The 22,163-nt window shown below is 41.1% G+C and carries 18 protein-coding genes; 1 reads left to right on the top strand and 17 read right to left on the bottom strand.

Annotation, left to right across the window (positions count from 1 at the left end; genetic code table 11):
- Positions 1 to 146 precede the first annotated feature (146 nt).
- The 8 genes from JNUCC41_RS20665 to JNUCC41_RS20630 form a co-directional block, all read right to left on the bottom strand.
- Positions 147 to 1,472 carry a GntT/GntP/DsdX family permease gene (locus tag JNUCC41_RS20665; RefSeq protein ID WP_192204607.1) on the bottom strand — a complete coding sequence of 442 codons (1,326 nt, stop codon included), beginning with the start codon at positions 1,470 to 1,472 and terminating at the stop codon, positions 147 to 149.
- Between the two features lie 55 nt (positions 1,473 to 1,527).
- On the bottom strand, positions 1,528 to 2,250 hold the full coding sequence (locus JNUCC41_RS20660; protein ID WP_192204606.1) for a GntR family transcriptional regulator: 723 nt from the start codon (positions 2,248 to 2,250) through the stop codon (positions 1,528 to 1,530).
- A 17-nt stretch (positions 2,251 to 2,267) separates the two neighbouring features.
- Entirely contained in the window at positions 2,268 to 3,281 is a 1,014-nt protein-coding gene (locus tag JNUCC41_RS20655; protein WP_192204605.1) for a sugar kinase, read from the bottom strand.
- Entirely contained in the window at positions 3,274 to 4,029 is a 756-nt protein-coding gene (gene dagF / locus JNUCC41_RS20650) for a 2-dehydro-3-deoxy-phosphogluconate aldolase (RefSeq protein WP_192204604.1), read from the bottom strand. The genes JNUCC41_RS20655 and dagF overlap by 8 nt, the downstream gene beginning before the upstream one ends.
- Positions 4,026 to 5,135, bottom strand: a complete 1,110-nt coding sequence (locus JNUCC41_RS20645; RefSeq protein WP_192204603.1) for a DgaE family pyridoxal phosphate-dependent ammonia lyase — start codon at positions 5,133 to 5,135, stop codon at positions 4,026 to 4,028. Before JNUCC41_RS20645 ends, dagF begins: the two co-directional genes overlap by 4 nt.
- Complete coding sequence (locus JNUCC41_RS20640; protein ID WP_192204602.1) at positions 5,113 to 6,216, bottom strand: amidohydrolase/deacetylase family metallohydrolase; 1,104 nt, start codon at positions 6,214 to 6,216, stop codon at positions 5,113 to 5,115. The genes JNUCC41_RS20645 and JNUCC41_RS20640 overlap by 23 nt, the downstream gene beginning before the upstream one ends.
- Positions 6,217 to 6,936: 720 nt before the next feature.
- Positions 6,937 to 8,526, bottom strand: coding sequence for a long-chain-fatty-acid--CoA ligase (locus JNUCC41_RS20635; protein ID WP_192204601.1), 1,590 nt, complete (start codon positions 8,524 to 8,526; stop codon positions 6,937 to 6,939).
- Between the two features lie 316 nt (positions 8,527 to 8,842).
- Complete coding sequence (locus JNUCC41_RS20630) at positions 8,843 to 9,289, bottom strand: MarR family winged helix-turn-helix transcriptional regulator (protein ID WP_192204600.1); 447 nt, start codon at positions 9,287 to 9,289, stop codon at positions 8,843 to 8,845.
- A 121-nt stretch (positions 9,290 to 9,410) separates the two neighbouring features.
- Here JNUCC41_RS20630 and JNUCC41_RS20625 point away from each other — a divergent pair, with 121 nt between their 5' ends.
- The gene (locus tag JNUCC41_RS20625; protein ID WP_192204599.1) at positions 9,411 to 10,598 is read left to right on the top strand and encodes an MFS transporter; all 1,188 of its coding nucleotides are present in this window, start codon (positions 9,411 to 9,413) and stop codon (positions 10,596 to 10,598) included.
- A gap of 471 nt (positions 10,599 to 11,069) precedes the next feature.
- On the opposite strand, the gene JNUCC41_RS20620 is transcribed toward JNUCC41_RS20625, so the two are convergent.
- From JNUCC41_RS20620 to murQ, 9 genes are all read right to left on the bottom strand, one after another.
- Positions 11,070 to 12,113 (bottom strand): oxidoreductase, encoded by a 1,044-nt coding sequence (locus tag JNUCC41_RS20620; protein WP_192204598.1) that lies wholly within the window; start codon positions 12,111 to 12,113, stop codon positions 11,070 to 11,072.
- Between the two features lie 60 nt (positions 12,114 to 12,173).
- Entirely contained in the window at positions 12,174 to 12,602 is a 429-nt protein-coding gene (locus tag JNUCC41_RS20615) for a DUF1801 domain-containing protein (protein ID WP_192204597.1), read from the bottom strand.
- 308 nt (positions 12,603 to 12,910) lie between these two features.
- Positions 12,911 to 14,386 (bottom strand): N-acetylglucosamine-specific PTS transporter subunit IIBC, encoded by a 1,476-nt coding sequence (nagE, locus tag JNUCC41_RS20610; protein ID WP_192204596.1) that lies wholly within the window; start codon positions 14,384 to 14,386, stop codon positions 12,911 to 12,913.
- A 180-nt stretch (positions 14,387 to 14,566) separates the two neighbouring features.
- Positions 14,567 to 15,805 carry an exo-beta-N-acetylmuramidase NamZ family protein gene (locus JNUCC41_RS20605; RefSeq protein ID WP_370662540.1) on the bottom strand — a complete coding sequence of 413 codons (1,239 nt, stop codon included), beginning with the start codon at positions 15,803 to 15,805 and terminating at the stop codon, positions 14,567 to 14,569.
- Positions 15,806 to 15,818: 13 nt separating this feature from the next.
- The gene (locus JNUCC41_RS20600; RefSeq protein WP_192204595.1) at positions 15,819 to 17,759 is read right to left on the bottom strand and encodes a glycoside hydrolase family 3 protein; all 1,941 of its coding nucleotides are present in this window, start codon (positions 17,757 to 17,759) and stop codon (positions 15,819 to 15,821) included.
- A gap of 203 nt (positions 17,760 to 17,962) precedes the next feature.
- Entirely contained in the window at positions 17,963 to 18,973 is a 1,011-nt protein-coding gene (locus JNUCC41_RS20595; RefSeq protein ID WP_192204594.1) for a MupG family TIM beta-alpha barrel fold protein, read from the bottom strand.
- Positions 18,970 to 20,340: a PTS transporter subunit EIIC gene (locus JNUCC41_RS20590; protein WP_192204593.1), complete on the bottom strand. Its 1,371-nt coding sequence runs from the start codon at positions 20,338 to 20,340 to the stop codon at positions 18,970 to 18,972. Before JNUCC41_RS20590 ends, JNUCC41_RS20595 begins: the two co-directional genes overlap by 4 nt.
- Positions 20,341 to 20,374: 34 nt before the next feature.
- A complete protein-coding gene (locus JNUCC41_RS20585) occupies positions 20,375 to 21,232 on the bottom strand; it encodes a MurR/RpiR family transcriptional regulator (protein WP_192204592.1) in 858 nt (285 codons plus the stop codon).
- Between the two features lie 11 nt (positions 21,233 to 21,243).
- The gene (gene murQ / locus JNUCC41_RS20580; protein ID WP_370662539.1) at positions 21,244 to 22,158 is read right to left on the bottom strand and encodes an N-acetylmuramic acid 6-phosphate etherase; all 915 of its coding nucleotides are present in this window, start codon (positions 22,156 to 22,158) and stop codon (positions 21,244 to 21,246) included.
- Positions 22,159 to 22,163 lie beyond the last annotated feature (5 nt).

Raw genomic sequence — 22,163 nt, 5'->3', positions numbered from 1 at the left:
AATGACCTATCATTAAGAGTAAAACCGGTCATTTTCTCCACCCCCAGTATGTTCCATGACTAAATAAAAGCCTCCGTGATCTGTCACCCCAAGACAGTTCACGGAGGTAAATGTTACTTATTCACACATTGAGAAATTTTCTTTAATTAAATGAATATATCGAAAATTAAAACCAAACCGAATGCCACGAAGGAAAGTAATGTTTCCATGACTGTCCATGTTTTGAATGTTTCTTTAACGGTTAGTCCCATATATTCTTTTACCAACCAGAAACCTGCGTCATTAACATGGGAGAACATAAGTGAGCCTGCTCCCGTGGCAATAACGAGCAATTCTAGATTAACACCTGTCATATTGGCAACGACCGGTGAAACGATCCCTGCTGCCGTGGTCAAAGCGACGGTTGCAGAACCTGTGGCAATCCGGATCAATCCGGCCACAAGGAATGCAAGAACGATCGGGGATAAAGAAATTTCTTCAGACATGGAAGCGATTGCAGTCCCTACGCCACTATCAATTAAAATTTGCTTGAATCCTCCGCCAGCACCGATAATAAGGATTATGGAGGCTAATGGCAACAGGCATTCTTCCGTCAACTTTTTAATTAGTGATTTGTCCATTCCCTGTCTGTATCCCAAGAAGTAGTAAGCAGCAAAACAGGAGATTAATAGGGCAATCACCGGACTGCCGATAAACAATAAGAATTTTTCAACGGAACCCGGTAGCGGCAAATAAGGAGCCAAGACAGTTATAACCATCAACAATACAGGCAAAAGGATGATGAAGAACGAAACCCCAGTCCCTGGTAAACCACTTGACTTTGTTACCACCCGAATCAATTCCGGTTCCCCAACAGGAATAACCCGTTTTTGAACCCATTTTGCGAATAGCGGTCCGGCAATTACAGCAGTCGGGAATGCGATGATCAATGAGTACAGAAGTACTTGTCCCATGTTTGCATTATAGATTCCAATAGCTGTCATGGCTCCCGGATGCGGAGGTACCAGCCCATGTACGATCGATAAACCAGCAAGTACAGGAATACCAATTAACAAGATGTTCACTTTGGTTGATTTCCGAATGGAAATGACCAAAGGTAGCAATATTACTAAACCAACCTCGAAAAATACCGGAATGCCTATGATGAAACCAGATAAAAGCATGGCCCACGGCAGGTTCTTCACGCCGAATTTATTAATGAAAAAGTCAGCAACCTGCATACCGGCTCCAGAGTCGGACATCATCTTTCCTAAGATGGTCCCTAAAGCCAATATTCCAATAAGGTGACCAAGGACCGCTCCGACACCCGTTTCATATGCTCCTACAATCTTGTCCATCGGCAGTCCTGAAAAAACCGCTAAAAATAAACTGGCTACAGTCAAGCTAATGAATGCATGCCATTTCCACCATGATACCCCCAAAATAACAATTACGATGGCTATCAGCGTGATTCCTAATAAATATAGATCCATATGTTCTCCCCACCCCATTGAAATCGCTTACAATCAATGCGATACAATAATTGGATTATTGTACCGGCTCATTATATGTCACGATGTAGTTTTGTTTAGCCGTGTTGTAATACCCTTCACTGTATTCCATAACATTTCCGTCCCCATCACTGGAAATCCGAATCCTTTTTAATACAGGACTATTGTTTTCGATTTTCAGTGTTTCGCAAATGTGATCCGGAGCGATAGCAACGGCAAACTCATCTCTGAATGTTTCAAGTTTGACGTTTTGATCTTCCAAAAAGCGGTACAAAGAATTGATCTGGAGCTCTTTCATATCTTCTTCGTTCATATCGAGTGAAACATAATGTGTAAAGTAAATATAAGGTTCATTGTCCAATAAATATATCCGTTCGATACTTATGCAATGGTCACCAAATAAAGAATGCAGCTTAGGGACCGAAGAAAGGTCAACATGACTTATGTTTAACACCTTTTTTAAAATGGAGTGCCCTTCCTCCACCAACAGCTCTGTGAAACGCTTTCCTTTGGAAAGTTTGACAATCGAACCATTAGCTATGACCCTAGTGCCTTTGCCGCTTTTCTTTTCAACATACCCCTCTTGCACGAGTTCTTTGATTGCATTACGGACAGTGACCTTACTTACGTTAAATTCTTCTTCCAAAAGAGGCTCAGAGGGAATGTTTGTGTCGATGGCATAAACCCCATGTAAAATACGATCCTTTAATATTTCTTTTATCTGTAAATACATCGGCCCATTTTTTCTGTTCACATTCATTCCTAATCTCCTGCCTTTTATCTCTTAATATCTTCCATTTTACCTTCCATTGCCGAGAGTATCTCCTTTTCGGTTGCCAAAGGAGTATCTCCAACGACAGTACATGCCAGCATTCCTGAAACAGCCGCAAACCGAACTGTCTTTTCAGGGGAATATCCTCGTAATTCTCCATGTAAGATTCCGCTGGTGTAAGCATCGCCTGAACCTATTCTATCATATACGGAAAATGATAGGATATCGGAAAAGTAAAATGTTTCTTCCTTGTATATATACCCCCTCAATGTATGGCTATTATCACTGTTGATTGAACGGTGTGTCCCTGCTATCGACTGAATATTGAATTTTTTCGCCACCTCAGGGATTAACTCGTTTAGCTGTTCTTCCCTAGTGGAGCCTTCAGACTTCATTCCTAAAATATATAGGGCGTCTTTCTCATTCATCATGACGATATCAGCCAAAGTAAGCATTTCTTCATAATGAGGCTTTGCGTCGGCATAACCTCCCTCCCATAATGAGGGGCGGTAGTTGCAATCGAAACAGACTGTACCGCCTTTTTCTTTGACTTTTCTAGCCAGCACCTTCATACTTTCCCGTACATTTTCCGCCATTGCAAGCGTGATTCCGCAAAAATGGATGATATCCGTACTTTCCGAAATCATATCCATGTCATAATCGGATAAAGAGGCTTTATTGAAACTGCTTTCCAGTCGATTGGAATATGTGACACGGCTCGCCCGCTGTCCAAAACCATTTTCCAAAAAGTACATCCCCAAGTACTTGCCACCTCTAGAGATGAAGTTCCTTCCAATTCCTAAGCGCTGCAAAGATGAAATCGCGGAATCCCCAAGTGGGTTATCCGGTAACTTTGTCACAAGAAACCCCTCATGACCGAGCTTTGCCATCGCAGAAGCAACGTTTACCCCCGTGCCTGAAAAGGAGTATTGCAGAGTGTTGGCCTGTGATAGCAATTCATGCCCTGGTACCTGTAAACGCATCATTACTTCCCCGAATGCCACAATCCTTTTAGGCATATTTTTCAACCAATTTTTTAGTTATGGCCAATAATTTCCGTACATCCTCCCCATTCGTTTTTCCAGTCTCTTCATCGATGATGGAAGAATATACATGGGGAATGACTTTAGGCACTTTTGCTTCTAATGCGATCTCTAGTATAGTCTCGAAATTATTTAAATCGATTCCACCTGTTGGTTCCAAAGCAAATCCTTCTTCACCACAAGCCTTTGCGACAGCACGATATTCATCTTCATGCTTCAGGCCTTTCATCGGGAAGTATTTCAGAGCATTCCCCCCCATATCGCGAACCAGCGCAATGGCAGCTTTGATAGGCACAATGGCAGTTTCACTTGCACCAGCACTTACTGGACCAGTGGAGATATTCACATAACCCGCTTTCCCAGTTGGAGAAACAAGTGAATTTATCCAGCTGTCATTATCGCCTAAATTGGCCCTCGTAGCACCAACAGCAGGAAAAACCTGGTTAATATGACTGCCTGGATAGTGTTTTGCTATTTCTGCGACAACCGCTGCCTGTCTATTATCGCCCGCACCCAATCCTATTGAAACGGCTTCATCAATGGCTTCCCCGTATTCTTTCATTGCTGTAACACCAGCTTCCACTGTTGGATAATCCTTTGAGAGTACACCAACCAATACATGGCCTTCCGCCGCTTCAAAGACTTCCACTGCATTTTCTACACTATTTGCAAGTACATTTAAGGCTACACGATCATTCAATAACCGTTTTTTAATGTTTGTCATCCCTGTTTTCCTCCTAATATGGTGCTTAATTGTGCCTCGATGACATGTATATCATCACCTTGTAATGGACGCGGATCTATATCGAAAAAGCCTTGCCGTATCCCATAATCGCGTGTGTAAATGGCGATATCCCCATTTCTGAGCTGCTCGTTCACTTCCTTCGCCGTCGTTTCCGTTATTGAAGGATCAATGGAAATACGTGCTCTATATATGGCACGGCCGGCTTCATCCTGAACTATCGTTACTTTTACGCCCTCAATGGATTCAAGTGATGTGAGAACTTGTAAACTAGCTTTTTCTTTTTCGCTTTTATCTGTCTTGACGAAATACTCATCCAATGCCTGAAGCAGCCCAAAGGTAGTTTCCTTTCCAACCTTCATGCTCCTTCCGATACAATGCAATTGAACCTTTACCCATTCAATATATTTTTTTCTGCCAGCAACGATACCGGATGTGGGTCCTTCAATGGCTTTTGATCCACTATAAATGGCCAAGTCGGAGAATTGTACATATTTCCCCAAATCCTCCTCCGCAGCTGCATCGACAATCAGAGGGATATTATTCGTTTGGGCCACTTCCCATGCTTCTTCGACCGATATCATATTTTTCTGAACAGCATGATGCGATTTCACGTATAAAATGGCAGAAGTATTTTCATTTATGGCATCCGCAATATGTTCTGCCTTCCCTTCGTTTGCATACCCAACTTCAACCAATTTTCCGCCACCAAGGTAAATCATGGTTTCAACCGGTGCACCATACTGAACGTTATGGCCTTTCAGCATGATGATTTCATTCTTTTGAATGAGATCTTGATGAAGCCTTTCGCTTTTCCTTCTATTTCCTTCCGTAACGATCGCCGCTACCGAAAGCGCAATCCCACTTGAAGCTGAATTAACGACGACAGCTGCTTCAGAATGAAGCAATTTCGCTATATGCTGGCCTGACTTATCGACTAAATCAGAAATTTCAACATAATTTTGCCCACCTTTTTTCATCGCGTCCATCACTGTGTCAGTTGGGGCAGAAACCCCCAATATGCTCATTCTTCCGCTTGCATTTATGACTCTTTTCAAACCGTATTTAGCATTCAATGAATTCTCCATTTATAACCACTCCTTTTACGACAACCCTTTTTTCTGCCATCCTTTTTTCTCCTTCGGAATCCATTAAAAGGGTCGGCTCATTCTTGATCGAGAATAAGGTCAAGTTCGCAATATCCCCAGCTGAAATCCTGCCAAGCTCGGGTTTATGCAACCAAGCTGCTGCATTGACCGTAACGGCATCTATTACTTCGTTTAATGGATAACCCAGATACAAAAATTTTGTAAGCACATTAGCCATATTAAAAACTGGCCCATTCTCTCTGTTTTTCCGATATATATCCGTACTGATCGTATTGAAGCGTATTCCCCGCTTTTTCGCCATTTCTGCAGTTTTAAATGAAAAGCTTGCCGTTCCATGACCTACATCCAAATGGACACCACGTTCAATCGCCTTACTGAACTCAGGAAGCGGCTCTTCTCTTTCATCAAATAAATTATTCGCTTTACCATTTAAGAAATGTGTAATAATGTCCTTTTCCTCAAGTAATTCAAGGACATCTTTAATATCAGGCGGCCCTGAACCGATATGGACCATTAATGGTAAACCAGTTTCAGCCGAGAACTTCCTAGCGATTTTTAATGGCTCGACACCATTTGGACCAACCACGCTTTTACTTATTCTCGCCTTAAGTCCAACGACAAAATCCCCGTACTTGAAAATTGCCTTCCTTAATTCCCCTTCGTCCAGCCATGAAATATCCGATAACTCATCAATCCTTTTCAAGCCAATCCGCGAAATATTCAGAAAGGCGAAAACATTCGTTTTGGAATTTTCACAGCTGTTAACGAGATCAGATATCCTGTCTGCCCCCGTGCTTCCCGCATCAATGACCGTTGTTACTCCCGTTTTATATCCAATCTCATCAACCTCATCACCATAAGGATCGAATTCCGGGAAAGCATGTACATGCATATCAATCCATCCGCTGGAAACAAAAACTTTTTGATCATAATCTATTATCTTATCCCCTGTTGCAGTTCCGGGAAGTGCGATTTCTTTAATCATCCCATTTTCCAGTATGATATCCGCTGCTTTTCCCTCTAACATCTTTACATTCTTCAGAACTAACGTATCTGCCATTTCCCTCATCCTTTTCGGTACATCCTATCGATTGCAAGTACTTTGTATACGGTTACACTAAATTGTGTGAGAGTTCATTTCATTTCTCTTTACAAAAATAGATTATCATATTTTGCCGAACTAATCAATATAACGTTATAATGTTTAATTAAATTTACAGAATTTTTAATGGATAATCACTTACTTTTCAACAGTTCCTTCCTTATAATGTAATTTCATTTAGTTTTTTTAAAATTTATCGTTTTATTCTTCACGAATTTTTACAAAATAACGATTGATGTAAGCCTCTACTCTAATTATCCAGAAATAATGCTTTTAAAGAAAACTATTGAAATAAGTACAATTATCACTGTTTTAAAACCTTTTCCTTCGTTTACTTATTTATTTGTACTGCCCGTATCCTGCACCGGCATCAGCACTCGCTGGCATTCCTTATAGTTTAATAGCAGCATATTATTCAGGTAAATCACGCTTATCATCCATCAGTCGATGCTAATGGTAAAAAAACAAGTTTATCTATATTGCACTAAGTCAAACCTTTCATTGGGAAGCCCTCGTTAATTTAACTACCTGGTTACAGAGGAAATGGTGCTTTCCATAATAATAAAGACCAAGAATGCTATTTTAAAAGCATTCTTGGTCTTGTTATTTGCCGTACTTTATTTGGTTTTAACTTATTTTGACAACCTTTAATATAGTCCCGTTCATATAATCAAGCCTTTAATTTACCTTTTTTGTTCCTTTCCAATGGATTTCCCTCAAACGGTATTTTTGTAGCTTACCTGTTGCCGTTTTCGGTAAAGACTCTACGAATTCAACTGTTGTCGGTGCTTTAAAGTGAGCCATTTTAGAGCGGCAAAAGGTTATGATCTCATTTTCTGTCACTTTTGCATTTTGGTGCAACACAATGATTGCCTTAGGCGTTTCTCCCCACTTATCGTCTGGGATGGCAATGACCGCCGCCTCCAAAACACCTGGATGTTTATACAATACCCCTTCCACCTCTGTTGAAGAAATATTTTCTCCCCCGGAAATGATTAAATCCTTAGCCCTGTCCTGTATTTCAATATAACCATCAGGATAGGTCACTGCCAGATCTCCTGTATGAAACCAGCCATCCCTAATTGCTTCGGTCGTTTTTTCCGGATCCTTATAATATCCTTCCATTACAACATTGCCGCGGGTAATGATTTCTCCCAGTTCCTTTCCATCCCAAACGACTTCTTTCCCATCTTGATTGACTACCATCGTTTCCCCATTGAAAACCAATTCAATCCCTTGTCTTGCCTTTATTATTGCTTGTTCGTCCGCCGATTTAGCTTCAAACTCATCCTTCCACTCGTTATATAGGATGAAAGGGGAAGTTTCTGTTAACCCATATACGTGAATCATATTCAAACCAAGGATTTCTTGTGCCTTTTGTATAAGCGCTGCTGCTGGAGGTGCACCTGCTGTTGCCATCCTTGGGCGAGCTTTGATATTTGTTTCTTTTGCTTTAGGTTCATTCACTAGCATATTGACGACAGTCGGTGCCCCACATAATAATGTAATATTATGATGGGCGAATAATTTGAGGATAAGAGGGGGGTCGACTTTCCTTAGACATACATGAGTCCCGCCTGTAGCCGTTACCGACCATACACCTCCCCAGCCATTAGCGTGAAACATTGGCAGGGTATGTAAGTATACATCGTCATGATTCACTCCAAGGTGATAAATGAAATTAGCGGCGTTCATGTAATTCCCGCGATGGGTTAACATTACCCCTTTTGGTTTTGAAGTCGTTCCACTCGTATAATTTATAGTCAAAAGTTGATTTTCATCGATTTTAACCTCTGGCAGTGCTTCATCAATTGCATGCAAAATGAAATTCTCATAGTCTATTCCAGGTAAAGTGGTTTCATGTCCTTCAACAGGCACGATAATGATTTTTTCCAATGAAAGTCTAGTAATGATCTTTTCGATCGGAGCGGTGAATTCCTCATCGACTATCAACATTTTTGAATCGCTATGCTTGATGATATATTCCAAATCCTCTGCAGCCAGTCTATAATTCAGTGGAACCATTACAGCTCCCATTTGACAAATGCCATAAAAACATTCCAACATATAATGCGTATTTGGCAACATTACTGCAATATGGTCGCCTTTTTCAATTCCCGAAGAATACAGTGCTTTGGAAAGTTGATCTGTCCGCTGCCCGAATTCCTTGTATGTAAACTCTTTCTCTTCATCGATGACTGCAACTTTATGGGGATAATATTTTACGGCCCTGCGCTTCCAATCCATTGGGGTTAATGGCGAAAACATTTTACCATCTCCTTCTTTTGCGATTCTCTGCTTCTAGTACACTACCTCTGCTTGGTTCGTCATGATGAGTCATTGAGAAAAAATTTTCTTAACTTTTTTGATACAGATTCATTTTCCAAAAGCCATATCTTCTTTAATGGATTTCTTACATCATGAATCATTGAATAAACCTAACTTGTTTTACTCAGGGGAGTGACTCATTTATTTTTTGATTATTCAGATAATTAATCCCCTAAAAGCAGTGGTATTCACTGCTTTAGTAAATATTAGGTCTATCTTCTTTCTATTATATTGGAAACTATAGACGTCAGGAAGACTATATTTTATTCTCTATGCAAGACGATGCATGTTCGGTCAGTTTCCCGACGATTTGTTTGAGCCCTTGCGTTTCCTCTTCATTTAGGACCCCATAAAATTCACGAAAGATCTTGGCAAAACACTTATTTATGGAATGATAGATTCTCCTTCCACTTTCGGTGGATTGGATAAAAACGAACCGCCGATCATCCTCACTGTGTACCCTCTCAATCAACTTCTTCCGTTCAAGCCGGTCAATTAGTGCAGTTCCTGCTGCAGGTTTGATTTTTAAATGATTCGAAACATCTTTAACTGCTATGGATTCAGTCAAGACAATTAAATGCAATGCGCGATACTGTACAGAAGTTAAATCATATTTAACCAAAAAAGGTTCCACCAATTCCTGTGAGAGGCTGCTTAGTTCCTTGATTTCTAGATGTAAATTATACAATTCACTTGAATGCATGTTTGACAATCCTTTCTTATTGACACTATCTATCTAAAACTATAACATAATTAACGTATCAAAAAATTAACCATGCGAATTAAATTGGTTATTGATTTTTAAAGAGAGAGAGAGGCTGCCCATGTCAGCAGAACAACGCAAGAAGATCATTATCCTCATGATCAATATGTTTATAGCAATAGGAAGTTTCGGTATCATCATTCCCATTTTACCAGCATACCTGGCCTCCATTAATCAAGGAGGAACCGCCGCTGGCCTAATGATTGCCATTTTCGCAGGTGCACAACTTATCTTTTCACCAATTGCCGGAAAATGGACTGACCAATTCGGGCGCAGAAAAATGATTATTTATGGATTGATTGGTTTGACATTATCCATGTTTATTTTTTATGCAGTCAATTCCATTTGGTTATTATATGCTTCACGCATCATTGGCGGGATTGGGGCAGCTTTGCTTATCCCCGCAATTTTTGCTTATGTAGCCGATATCACCACATTTGATCAGCGCGCTAAAGGCAATAGTTTAGTATCTGCCGCCATGTCACTGGGCATTGTAGTCGGTCCAGGAATTGGAGGTTTTTTAGCTGATTTTGGCTTGAAGTTTCCCTTTTTGATTTCTGCGCTGGTATCCCTATCAGCTGTAGTATTTTCGATTTTTGTTTTAAAAGAAAGCGAAACGGCACAAGTTACTCAAGACATGGATGCAAAAACCGAAACGATGGTTCGGAAGATTGCCTTATCCGTGAAAATGCCCTATTTCATCCCACTCATCATTACTCTTGTAATGAGCTTTGGCTTAATGGCATATGAATCTGTCATTGGTCTTTATCTTGATAATCAATTCAATTCAAGCCCTAAGGACATCGCCGTCATGGTTACAGCCACAGGTATCGTCAGTGTAATTGTACAACTGTTTGTCGTCGACCGGATTGTACGGCGTTTCGGGGAAGTGAATGTGCTGAATATCTTTATCAGTGTTGCAGCCATCGGTTTCCTTCTATCACTTTTTGCTTCAAGTTACCTGATTTTCTTTTTAATTTCACTGGTCATCTTCCTTTCCACCTCCATCTTACGTCCAGTTCTTAACACACTGATTTCCAAGATGGCAGGAAATGAGCAGGGCTTTGCAATGGGTATGAATAATGCATATATGAGCATCGGTAATGTGCTCGGACCAACACTTGCCGGAATGATGTATGATATCCACATCACCTATCCTTTCATGTTGGGCCTTATCCTCTTATTCATTACTTTGATGATTACCATGGCTTGGCAAAAGCGATCTCTTCATGCAAAGGCATTATCCTAGAGCTAAAGTTAAATACCTAAACGCCCCCCGAATAGCAGCGGCCATTCGGGGGATTTCATTTCAATATAAATCCTCCAAAACAGAATATCCACAGTTCAAATACTTCAATCTACCGAATATTCGCTCCAATTTTATGCGGAAACAGCTCTAATTCTTGCGTATCATTTGAATTCACGAGTAAATGGGGATAATTCACGAGTAAATGTATGAATTTCACGAGTATTTTCTCCAAATTCACGAGTAAATTGCATGAATTCACGAGTAAATACTCAATCTCTCGAATAATCGCTCTAATTTTATGCAAAAACAGTTCTAATTATTGCGGAACATTCGAAGTCACGAGTTTTGTTTTATCTAATAAACCGGTAAATCATGCATTTGACCAAAATTAAAAGCGACCTTATTTCTAAAAATAAGGCCGCTTAACATTCAGTTTTCTCAATTCATATTGTTATGAGGGGAAATTGAATTTCATTTAATATAAATGGCTTTCTTTCCTTTACTGCTTTCAAAAGCCGCATCAATGATTTTAATGACAGATAACCCTTCTTGGGCAGTGACTGGAGCTTTCTTCCCGCTTAATATACTATCGGCAACTGCCTGGTAATACGTTAAATAAGAACCATGCAGTGTTTCAATGGTTTCATGTATCTCATTTTCTCCTTCAACCGTAACCAACTTACCATAGAATTCGGGTTCATCTGCACCCCAAGAGTCATCCAGCGGTTTTTTCCCCTCGCTCAGGGCCGCCTCTTGGCAATCAAGACCGTACTTGATAAATGATCCTTTACTTCCATGCACCTGATACCGCGGTCCATTACTCGGAACGATTGAGCCTGAGTGTAAGATAACTCTCAGCTTTTCATATCCTAATATCACATGGAAATAATCATCCGTTTCTGCATTTTCTCTTTGGGAAAAAACATCTGCCCAAACGAATTGCGGCAATCCAAATAAATGCAGTGCTTGATCGATGAGATGTGATCCTAAATCATATAGCATGCCTGATCCCGGGCCTGGTTTTTCCCTCCATCTATCCCTGACTACAGGCCTGTATCGATCATAATGGACTTGGTATGTATTGATTTCCCCAAGCACTCCATCATCCATAAGTTTTTTCACGGTCAAAAAGTCATTATCCCATCTCCGGTTATGATAGACACTTAATAGAAGATTCTTTTCCTCGGCAAGCTTAATTAGCTCCTCTGCCTCCCAAGCTTCCACTACCATCGGCTTTTCAAGGATGACGTGCTTCCCGGCCAACAAGCTTTGCTTGGCCATTTCATAATGCAAACCACTCGGTGTCGTAATAACAGCCAAATCAATCGATGCGTCTTCAAGAATATCCTCTAAGCTGCTTACCACTTCCACATCTTTCAGATCTTTTTGGACTTTTTCCTTCTTTGAGCTGACAACTTTCGTTATTTGAAACTGCCCTAAAACACTTAGTAATGGAGCGTGAAATGTAGCTCCTGACAATCCGTACCCAACTATGCCCACTTTAATTTTTCTCATTTTCGTTCCCACTCGCTTTCTTGTTCCTCTTTAACAATTATAAATTGATCATCCGTTCTCTTATATTTCATTGTCCGGGTACTTATCTCTCAAAAACTTGACAGACTGATTAATCAATTCTTTCAATACATTAATATCAATATCTGCCACTTTATTGATGTACACACACCCTTTTCCGGAAGTGTGTTTTCCAAATGCCTGTAACAATTCTTCCCTTTTTTTATCCCCTGGAGTGAAATATAAACTGATTTTTGCTTTTCGAGGGGAAAAGCCTACCAGAGGGGCTTCTCCTTCATGACCTGATTCATAATTATAATGATAGATACCGAACCCAATGATGCTCGGTCCCCACATCTTTGCCTCATAACCTGTCGTTTTGGTGAAAACATCCAACAATTCATATGCATCTTCACGCTTTTTTGGATTTTCGACGTTCTCAATGAACTCAATGACACTACTGTCAGTTTCTTTGGTTTTTTGTTTATACAAGACCGGAACCTCCCTATACTAAATGCAAAAGATATCCCTTGCTCAAAACTTAGTAAACTATATGATCGTGTTTTTGGTATGTATACAGCCTTCATTACTGCTGATATCCTAATTACTCAAATGATTGGCGGACGAGCTTCATTACTAATTCTTCAAGCTTCATTGCAAATCCTTCAACAATACCTTTATATATTATAGAACATTGATTCGTTTTATTCTATTTTATGAGCAGAGTTAATAAAGTCATTATCATAAAAATCTCTACGATCAGAAAATATAATCCTGATCGTAGATTTTTAGAGAATCAGCTATTGCCTTCGGATCTTTTCAATTTCATCAGCTATGAATTGTACTTGTGTCCCAACGATGACTTGAATGCTTTGGGGACCCACGATATTAATTCCGGCAACCCCTGTTGATTTGATTTTATTCTGATCGACAGCTCCCATATTCTCTACCTCAACCCTTAATCGGGTAACGCAGTTATCTACAGATATTACGTTAGCGTCTCCGCCTAAACCTTCATAAATAACGGATGCCATTCCAAAGAATTTACTCTTATCATTCCCGCCTTGACTGCTGTCTGCTTCCGCAATCACTTCTCCACCATCAAGCTCATCTTCTGTATCATCTTCTCTGCCTGGAGTCATTAAATTGAACCTTTTTATCAAGAATCGGAATAAGAAATAGTAAATGACAGCAAAAGCCAGTCCTTGAAGAAGTAGCATATAAGGTTCATTTGCCAATGGCAATCTTGAACTTAAAACAAAGTCAATGAATCCTGCACTAAAACCGAACCCAGCTGTCCAATGGAAAGTCGCAGCAATAGCTAATGATATCCCTGTTAATAAAGCATGCACAACAAACAGGGCAGGTGCAACAAACATGAAAGCAAATTCCAACGGTTCAGTAACGCCTGTAAAAAATGAAGCGAAACCGGCTGCGAGCATCAATGAGGCCACTTGTTTTTTCTTCCGTGATTTTGCCGAATGGTACATGGCCAGAGCAGCAGCCGGTAAACCGAACATCATGACGGGAAAGAATCCGGCTTGATACATGCCCGTGGTTCCTTTTATTCCTGTTCCAGCCCAGAATTTACCGATATCGTTAAGTCCTATTACATCGAACCAGAATACGGAGTTTAAAGCATGATGTAAACCTGTTGGTATTAAAAGCCGATTGAAAAATCCATAGAGTCCTGCTCCAGCTGCACCTAATTCACTAATTCCTTCCCCAAATATAACTAACCAGGAGTAGATGAGTGGCCATACGAAGAATAATATAAGAGAAACGAGTAACATTACAACCGCAGTAAGGATCGGGACAAGGCGTTTACCGCTAAAGAAAGCGAGTGCATCCGGCAGCTCGACCTTACTGAACCGATTATACATAGCTGCCGCTATAAGGCCCGAGAGGATTCCGACAAATGCATTTTCTATTTTCTCAAATGCTGGATTTACATCTTTTGCATCTATTCCTTGCAGCATCGCTACCGAGTCCGTGGAAAGCAATGTCGTTACGACTAGATAGGCTACAAGACCGCTCAAAGCGGCTGCTCCATCCTTCCCTTTCGACATCCCCAACGCCACTCCAACAGCAAACAAAATAGCCATATTATCAATGATTGAAGAACCCGCTTTAATTAAGAAAGCCGCTAACGGACTTCCCGCTCCCCATCCTGCTGGATCTATCCAATAACCGATCCCCATTAATATGGCGGCTGCCGGCAAGACGGCTACTGGAAGCATCAAGGAACGTCCAATTTTTTGAAGATATTTTTTCATCCCGCTTTCCCCCTGACAATTACTGATTTAGGGTAAACCCCATATTCTATTAGACAACGGTTCCTTCCATTTTAGAACTTATAAATTTGGCTTTATTCAGGAATAAAGTCTTAGCGATTTTCTCCTTCTTCGAAAGTTCATCAAAAAAAGAAAAGTCCAACCGGACTTTTCTTTTTTCTCTTATTTATAGAGCAAGTAATTTTTGCGAACCTTTTTAAAAGCATCCTGCTTTGCTTGATATTCTTTCATGATTTCATTTACTGATGAACCTTCTTCAATTCTTGACATTACCCATCCATTGCCAATCAATAAATTGAAATTTTTGGCTGCAAGGAATTCAAAATCTGCAGGATATAGATCCTGAATGGTCTTGATGATGTGAAGTCCGGTAGGGACAGCCTTGAATTCCTCTCTATCGGTTATATAAATTTCCACTCCATGGCTAAGTTTACCTGCATGTTTTGAAAATGTAGGTGTAAAGGAGGCTGCCCTGAATTTTACGCCAGGTAACCTTAATGCATTTAATTTCCCAGCAAGCTCATCACTGTTTATATAAGGAGCACCAATCAATTCGAATGGTTTAGTCGTTCCTCTGCCTTCCGAGACATTCGTTCCCTCGATCAAGCCTGTAGCCGGATATACGAACGTAGTGGAAACAGTCGGCATATTCGGTGACGGCAAGACAAAAGGAAGACCTGTTTCTTCATAGTCCATATCCCTCTTCCAGCCTTTCATCTTGATGACCTTTAGATCTGCACCTATTTTAAATTCCTTATTGAACAAAGTAGCCAGTTCCCCAACAGTCATCCCATGCTTAAGAGGTATTGGGTACAAACCAACAAACGATGAGAATTCAGGTTCAAGGACAGGCCCATCTACCGATTCCCCGCCTTGTGGGTTAGGCCGGTCCAGCACGATAAAGGGGATATCATTTTCTTTGGCTGCTTCCATTGCATAAGCCATCGTGTAGATATAGGTGTAATAGCGTGTTCCGACATCCTGGATATCAAAAACAAGCACCTCGACATCCTTTAACATTTCAGGCGTCGGTTTTTTCGTTTTGCCATATAAGCTATAAACGGGCAACCCCGTTTTTTCATCCATATAATATTCAACGCTTGCACCAGCTTGCGCATCTCCACGCACTCCATGTTCAGGACCAAATAGCGCTGTCAAATTAATATCCGGATCATCATTAAGTAGATCGACGATGCTGGTTAATTTAGAATCGATGCCAGTTGGATTCGTAATCAAGCCGACTTTTTTTCCGCTTAACACGTCCTTTTCTTCTTTTAAAAGAACTTCAATACCGGGACTGACCTTTTGTTTTTTCTTCTCTTTAACAGCGGTTACACTTTTTGAGGAAACAATGCCGAAAGTCATCAGACAAATGGTAAATAGGATTATCATCCTTTTCAAATTGCATCCCTCCCTATTTTTTAATGGGTCTTCCAGATTTAATATCTAATCCATATCCAAATTTATAAAGGCTTTGATTGGGCTTGGTTACTGATGGTATATCGACCGGCAACGTCCCTCTAGGCTTTGATTCTCCAAAAATGGTCGAGATGCCTGCCGGGATATTTGGCTGTCTATAACGCCCATTCGAATACCCTTTGAACCCGTAAACAGCAAGAACCGCTTTCGCTTCTTCAAAGTTTGCAACATCATAAGGGTTTCTTAAACTCATTAATACAAATTTTTTATCTTTCTTCTTAGCATGATTCATGACCGCCCTAGGGAAGGCTGTTGCCCATTTAGACGAATCTTGAATACTATCATCTATCACTCCATCATTGACAGCTGGATCGTTTTTGACAATATAGGAACCAGTTATGACAAAATCCGATTCATCAATGAGTCTGGCCACTTGATCTGAAAATGACTTTCCTGAAAAACTCATACCCGTTATTTGGACTTTCTTGATTTTCTTATTATCAGCTAATTCGCCGATGCTCCTGGACATGGATTCAACTTGATCATCAAAAGGAGCAAGAATTAAAACTTTATCATTTTTCTTAGGTTTGAAAGGCAATATTTTGTCTTCATTTTTCAAAAGAGTGATGGCATCTTCCGCCATTTTCCTTTCTTTTTTCAAATGATCATCATTCCCGACCACTTTAATCGCGGTTTCGATCTTTTTATCGATCGGAGTGTCATCAGGGTTTAATATCCCTCTCTTCACTTTCAGTTCAAGTATCCTCGTTACAGATTGATTGACTTGACCTAGAGGAATTTCCCCACTTTCCACCGCTGCCTTCACTGCATTGAATACAGAGGTTATATTCTTTTCCATTTGAAGCGAGTTAATCTGTGCAGGCATCAGTGCAATATCAACGCCAGATTTCAGGGCAAGGACCACAGCTTCTTCCTGTCCGAAGTTGTCCGCAATGGCATTCATATTCAAAGCATCTGTAACCACAACACCGTTAAAACCCATTTCCTCACGTAATAGACCCGTGATGACCTTTTGTGACAACGTTGCAGGAACCATTATTTCTTGACCGTCTTTTTTACTGATATACTTAGTGTCATCGAACGCAGGAAATTGAACATGTGCTGTCATCATCATATCTACTCCACCATCGATGGCCCTTTGGAAAGGAACCAACTCGATGGAACGCAAACGATCTTTATCATGAGAAACAAGGGGAAGACCATAATGACTATCGACTGCTGTATCTCCATGGCCGGGGAAATGCTTGGTCGTTGCTATCATGTTCTGATTTTGCAATCCTTTTATCGTCTGAATGCCAAGCTTTGATACAAGTTCCGGATCAGAACTGAAGGAACGAACGCCAATAACAGGATTTCCTGGATTATTATTTACATCGACAGACGGCCCGAAATTGACATTTATGCCAAGTGACGACAGTTCCTTGCCAATGATTTCTCCAGATTGATAAGCGTAACTCTCATTCCTGGCTGCACCAAGTGCCATATTACCAGGAAGGTTCGTTCCAGTTTGAAGGCGAGTTACGATTCCTCCTTCCTGATCGATCGTTATGAACAGCGGCAGGCCCGGGCTTGCCTTCTGCAAACCATCTGTTAGCCGAACCGTTTGTTCGGTATCGACTACATTTTCAGCAAATAAAATCACACCGCCCAGATGATATTTTTGGATAATGCTTGCAACTTCTGAGTTCATTTCAATAAACCCGGTCGCCTTGACTTCTCCTTGTTTTTGCCAATTACGAAAATCCGGCATTAGCATTTGACCGACTTTTTCATCGATTGTCATGTTTTCTACGATTTTCTGAATATCCGATACAGAGTTTTCGGTCTCTGATCCCTTTGCTGTCGCATTCCCTCCCAAAATGGATAAAACAAAGAATAATGCGATTCCAGCAGGGGCACATATCCTTTTTATCATTTAGTGTTTCCTCCCTTGTATACTTTTTAGTTCCGTTAGCAACAATTCCATATCCACTTTCATGAAGGGGGAAAAATGAATGGAAATGAACTATATAGATCCTATAAAGAAAACAAGGCAGCATTGGAAACCCCGCAGCCGCCTCTTTTAACAAGCCTTCATGAATTATATCCATTTACCTGCTGTATAATCGAATCAATTGGTCACTCAATTATAAGGTTTATCGTTTGACCAGGCTTTAGAAGGGACAGCAAGGGAATATCTTCTTCTATAACTCGACCTATCACATTAACACGGTGATTTGCCCCTAGGTCTCTCTTGCAAATTTGGACCTCCCCCCGATACCTTCCGTAAGCATCATTGTCCATCGTTATGGATCCAAGGCTGCGTGCAACTGTATTACTCGGCTCAACATTTGCCATGACCCGGGTATTCTGCAGCCGGAAAACATCTTGAGAAACATCTGGCCTTAATTTATACTGACCGCTTTGCAAGATTCGGGATTCCATTCTAACAGTTAGAATATTTAGATTTTCATAGGCAGTTAGATTCTCAAGCAGATTATTCTCCGTTCCTTGATCTCCAACGTAAACTCCTTCCACATGCTGAATCAGCTCAATACCGGCAGCGTAAGGATTCATCAACCTGTGTTTTTCGAGTGTTGGAAGACCCACATGAAGAGGACCGCGTTTGCTTCCTGCACCTGGGATGAAAGCAAAGATCGGTATGCCGTATTTCTTGAACATTCGATTTTGTTGATGAAAGAACCCTTCCTCAAGGCCCGTTTCAGGCTTCGGATAAAAGTTGTGCCAAGCTATCAGACTTTCCGTTTCCACACCGCCCCCAAGTATGGCTAAAAGTTCTTCTTCATTCAATGTACTTGCATTTAGTGAGAGCGAAAACACCTTAGATAAAGATATGACCGTTTCTTTATCAAACCCATCATCAAGGCGAATACCTTTAATACCTAATGGCCATAAATCCGCGAATTTGCCAATCCCCAAATGATCAAGCGTGTTTAATGAGACATCTGCATGGATTTCCATTCCATAGTCCTCTGAAAGTTTTAAAAGCGTGATCATCCTTTTCACGAGATCACCCTTTTCTTCAGGAATATGAAGCGAGGTGAATGCTTTTTTCACTCCCAGGTTAGCAGCATGGATGATTTGTGTTTCTGCATGCGGATCTTGTAGATAAAAAGAAATTCCGATCACTTGAATTCAACCGCCATTTCATCTTTGAATCCAAACAGATACGTAAAAATAAAACCTGCTATATAGGAAATGAACAAACCAGCGAGGAACAGTCCGATTTGGTTTGGATGAACTAAAAAGGTAAGCGGCAGTCCGGACACACCGATGGACGACGTTGCGATTCCGAATTGAGCTTGGAAGGCTCCACCTACTCCTGCACCTAAACATGCAGTTAAGAAAGGTCTCCCCAATGGCAGGGTCACTCCAAATATAAGAGGTTCACCGATACCTAGCATCCCGGAAGGAAGGCCCCCTCCAATAGCTCGCTTCAAACTTGCTTTCTTGGTTTTCATATAGATGGCAAATGCCGCTCCAACTTGGCCCGCGCCACCCATCGCCAAAATGGGAAGCAGTGGATCATCACCAATCGAATTGATCAATTCTAGATGGACAGGCGTTAAACCTTGATGTAAACCAGTAATGACGAGAGGGAGAAAGGCCGCACCAAGCACGAATCCAGCTACGACACCACCGAAATCCAAAACATTCAATAACCCAGTCGTAATCGCATCCGATAAAAACCCTCCTACCGGCATAAATATAATGTAAGTGATAATCCCAGTAATGAGTAAAGCGATGGTTGGCGTCAAAATGATATCCAGTGATTGAGGAATGAATTTCCTGACCTGTTTTTCCACCAAGGCTATGAAAATAGCTGCAAAAAGGACTCCTATTAACCCACCGCGACCAGGGAGCAAATTTTCACCAAACAATGAAATGTCGCCGACGGCCGGGTTTATGACCAAGATACCTGCAAGTGCACCGAGTGCAGGTGATCCACCGTATTCTTTTGCTGCATTGGTCCCAACCAAAATCCCCAAGTAGGCAAACAGCCCCGATCCGATAACGGTTAATATGATGGCTAATTGCGATTCTGCTGCAAGCCAGCCCGCTTGAACGATTGCTTTTGTAATGCCGGTAATCAAACCTGATGCCACTAAGGCGGGAATTAAAGGGATGAAAATACTTGCAATCCTGCGTAAAAAAAGTTTAAACGGTTTTGCGTTTTTCCTATTAATCTCAGATTTATTCTTCGAGGCTACTTCTTTTAGGTTCAAATCGCCAGAGGATTCCTCCAGAAGCTTTTCAAATTCTGTATGAACCTTGTTCACCACGCCTGGCCCGAGGACGATTTGGATCGTTTCCTCTTCAATGACGCCAAAAACGCCTTCCGTATTTTTTATATCTTCCATTTTCACTTTCGAACGATCGATTGGCAGTACCCTGAGTCTGGTCATACAATGTGCAGCATCGGCAACATTAGATGCCCCACCTAATTTTCCCAATAACTCTTCTGCTAAGTTGGCGTACTTATCCCCCTTACCCATTCAAAAGCCCTCCCTTTGTCAAATCTCGTATGAATCATTTATATTGATCTGTCATCGATTTAATGGCAGACCTGGTGTTATCGATATATTGGACAGTCTCTTCATATTGTTCTGAAGCCATCCCCAAAAACAAAATGTCAATCATATATAATTGCGCCAATCGTGAGGATGTTGCTGCACTTCGAAATGGTGCCTCATTCGAATAGGATGTATACAGTGTGACGTCGCACAAGGATGATACCGTTGTTTGGCCATAATGAGTCAGCCCGATTGTCTTGACCCCACGTTCCTTTGCCAGCTTCAATATATTGACAACTTCTGGTGTTTCCCCTGAGAATGAAATGGCAAAAACGATGTCATTTTCATCTGCATTTGCAATCAAGGTTGCAATTAAATGCATATCTGTAAAAGCCGTTGCCCCTTTATTGACGCGAAGTAATTTTTGCTGAGCGTCAGCAGCAACTATATTCGAAGCACCCACACCGCAAAAGTGGACGGTTTTAGCATTCAGCATCAGCTTTATCGCATGCTTGAGATTATCGTGATCGATTATTTCAGATGTATCCCTAATGGACTGAATCGAATTACTCGTTGTTTTCTCCACAATCCGATACAGTGATTCGGAAGGCTCGATATCCCGATAACCCTGTTCGACGGTTTTCATCAAATCTCCAGCAATCCTTATTTTCAAATCTTGAAATCCTTTTATTCCAAGCGATTTACACAACCTAATAACAGCGGCCCCGCTAGTTTGGGCAGAGGTACTTAATTCCTGTACAGTGCTGTTCACAACTTCATGAGGATTTTGTAGTATATATTCTGCTAGTTTTTGTTCTGATTGCGGCAGCTTGCTCAACATCGTCTGTATGATGGATAATCCTCCTGTAGCCATTGCTTCCCTCCTTAATCTTCCTGGATCGAGATGGCTTTTCTGACATCTCCATCCGCATTCTCCAGTAACTCCATTGCTTTTTCATAATCTGTTGCCGTTTTTATCATGACAATCGCTGGTTTAACTTGATTATTGGCCTTTTCAAGTGTATTCAAAGCTTGATCATAGTCAGCATTCGTTACAGTTTCTATGATGCTTATTGCACGGTCCTTCAGTTTTTGATTACTGACATTAACATCGACCATCAGATTTTCATAGACTTTTCCCAACCGGATCATGGTTGCAGTTGAAATCATATTGAGTACCATTTTATGTGCAGTTGCCGCTTTCATTCTTGTGGATCCTGTTAACACTTCCGGTCCGACTACCACTTCGATCCCTATATCAGCTGCTTCCGTGATGCTCGCGTTTTTATTGCATGATAATGCCGCCGCTTTAGCCCCAACTTTTCTCGCATAACGTAAAGCACCCCTCACATAAGGGGTACGGCCGCTAGCCGCGATGCCAATAACCGTATCATTTGCTGTAAGTTCCACGTCAATCAGATCACATTCCCCAAACTCCTCTTTATCCTCTGCTCCTTCAACAGCCCGAACAAACGCCTTTTCCCCTCCTGCGATTATTCCCAGCACCCTATCAGGTGGTGTGCTGAAAGTCGGGGGACATTCCACGGCATCCAGAACACCGAGTCTTCCGCTCGTTCCTGCTCCGATGTATATGAGTCTCCCTCCGTTCTTTAATGATTCACAAGCCCATTCAACTACCGTTTCAATCTCTGGCAATACCTCCTGGACCGCTGCTGCCACTTTAAAATCTTCCTTATTGATTGCAGAAATGACTTCCATCGTATTTACACTATCGATATTCATCGTCTTTTCGTTCCGTAATTCAGTCGTTAATGAACGCAAATGTTCCTCCATAGACAATTAAA

This window comes from Brevibacillus sp. JNUCC-41 (assembly GCF_014844095.1).
Lineage (GTDB): Bacteria > Bacillota > Bacilli > Bacillales > DSM-1321 > Peribacillus > Peribacillus aracenensis.
The sequence above is the reverse complement of the archived record's forward strand: the minus strand, read 5'-3'. Positions and strand labels throughout refer to the sequence as shown.

What these genes read in the sequence shown, in the direction of transcription:
- JNUCC41_RS20635 (WP_192204601.1), bottom strand. Translation starts at nt 8,526, where the DNA reads ATGTTTTCGCCATTAACCCCAATGGATTGGAAGCGCAGGGCCGTAAAA.
- JNUCC41_RS20625 (WP_192204599.1), top strand. Translation starts at nt 9,411, where the DNA reads ATGTCAGCAGAACAACGCAAGAAGATCATTATCCTCATGATCAATATG.
- JNUCC41_RS20665 (WP_192204607.1), bottom strand. Translation starts at nt 1,472, where the DNA reads ATGGATCTATATTTATTAGGAATCACGCTGATAGCCATCGTAATTGTT.
- JNUCC41_RS20655 (WP_192204605.1), bottom strand. Translation starts at nt 3,281, where the DNA reads ATGCCTAAAAGGATTGTGGCATTCGGGGAAGTAATGATGCGTTTACAG.
- JNUCC41_RS20585 (WP_192204592.1), bottom strand. Translation starts at nt 21,232, where the DNA reads ATGGCTACAGGAGGATTATCCATCATACAGACGATGTTGAGCAAGCTG.
- JNUCC41_RS20620 (WP_192204598.1), bottom strand. Translation starts at nt 12,113, where the DNA reads ATGAGAAAAATTAAAGTGGGCATAGTTGGGTACGGATTGTCAGGAGCT.
- JNUCC41_RS20600 (WP_192204595.1), bottom strand. Translation starts at nt 17,759, where the DNA reads ATGATAAAAAGGATATGTGCCCCTGCTGGAATCGCATTATTCTTTGTT.
- JNUCC41_RS20640 (WP_192204602.1), bottom strand. Translation starts at nt 6,216, where the DNA reads ATGGCAGATACGTTAGTTCTGAAGAATGTAAAGATGTTAGAGGGAAAA.
- JNUCC41_RS20590 (WP_192204593.1), bottom strand. Translation starts at nt 20,340, where the DNA reads ATGGGTAAGGGGGATAAGTACGCCAACTTAGCAGAAGAGTTATTGGGA.
- JNUCC41_RS20660 (WP_192204606.1), bottom strand. Translation starts at nt 2,250, where the DNA reads ATGAATGTGAACAGAAAAAATGGGCCGATGTATTTACAGATAAAAGAA.
- JNUCC41_RS20645 (WP_192204603.1), bottom strand. Translation starts at nt 5,135, where the DNA reads ATGGAGAATTCATTGAATGCTAAATACGGTTTGAAAAGAGTCATAAAT.
- nagE (WP_192204596.1), bottom strand. Translation starts at nt 14,386, where the DNA reads ATGAAAAAATATCTTCAAAAAATTGGACGTTCCTTGATGCTTCCAGTA.
- JNUCC41_RS20630 (WP_192204600.1), bottom strand. Translation starts at nt 9,289, where the DNA reads ATGCATTCAAGTGAATTGTATAATTTACATCTAGAAATCAAGGAACTA.
- dagF (WP_192204604.1), bottom strand. Translation starts at nt 4,029, where the DNA reads ATGACAAACATTAAAAAACGGTTATTGAATGATCGTGTAGCCTTAAAT.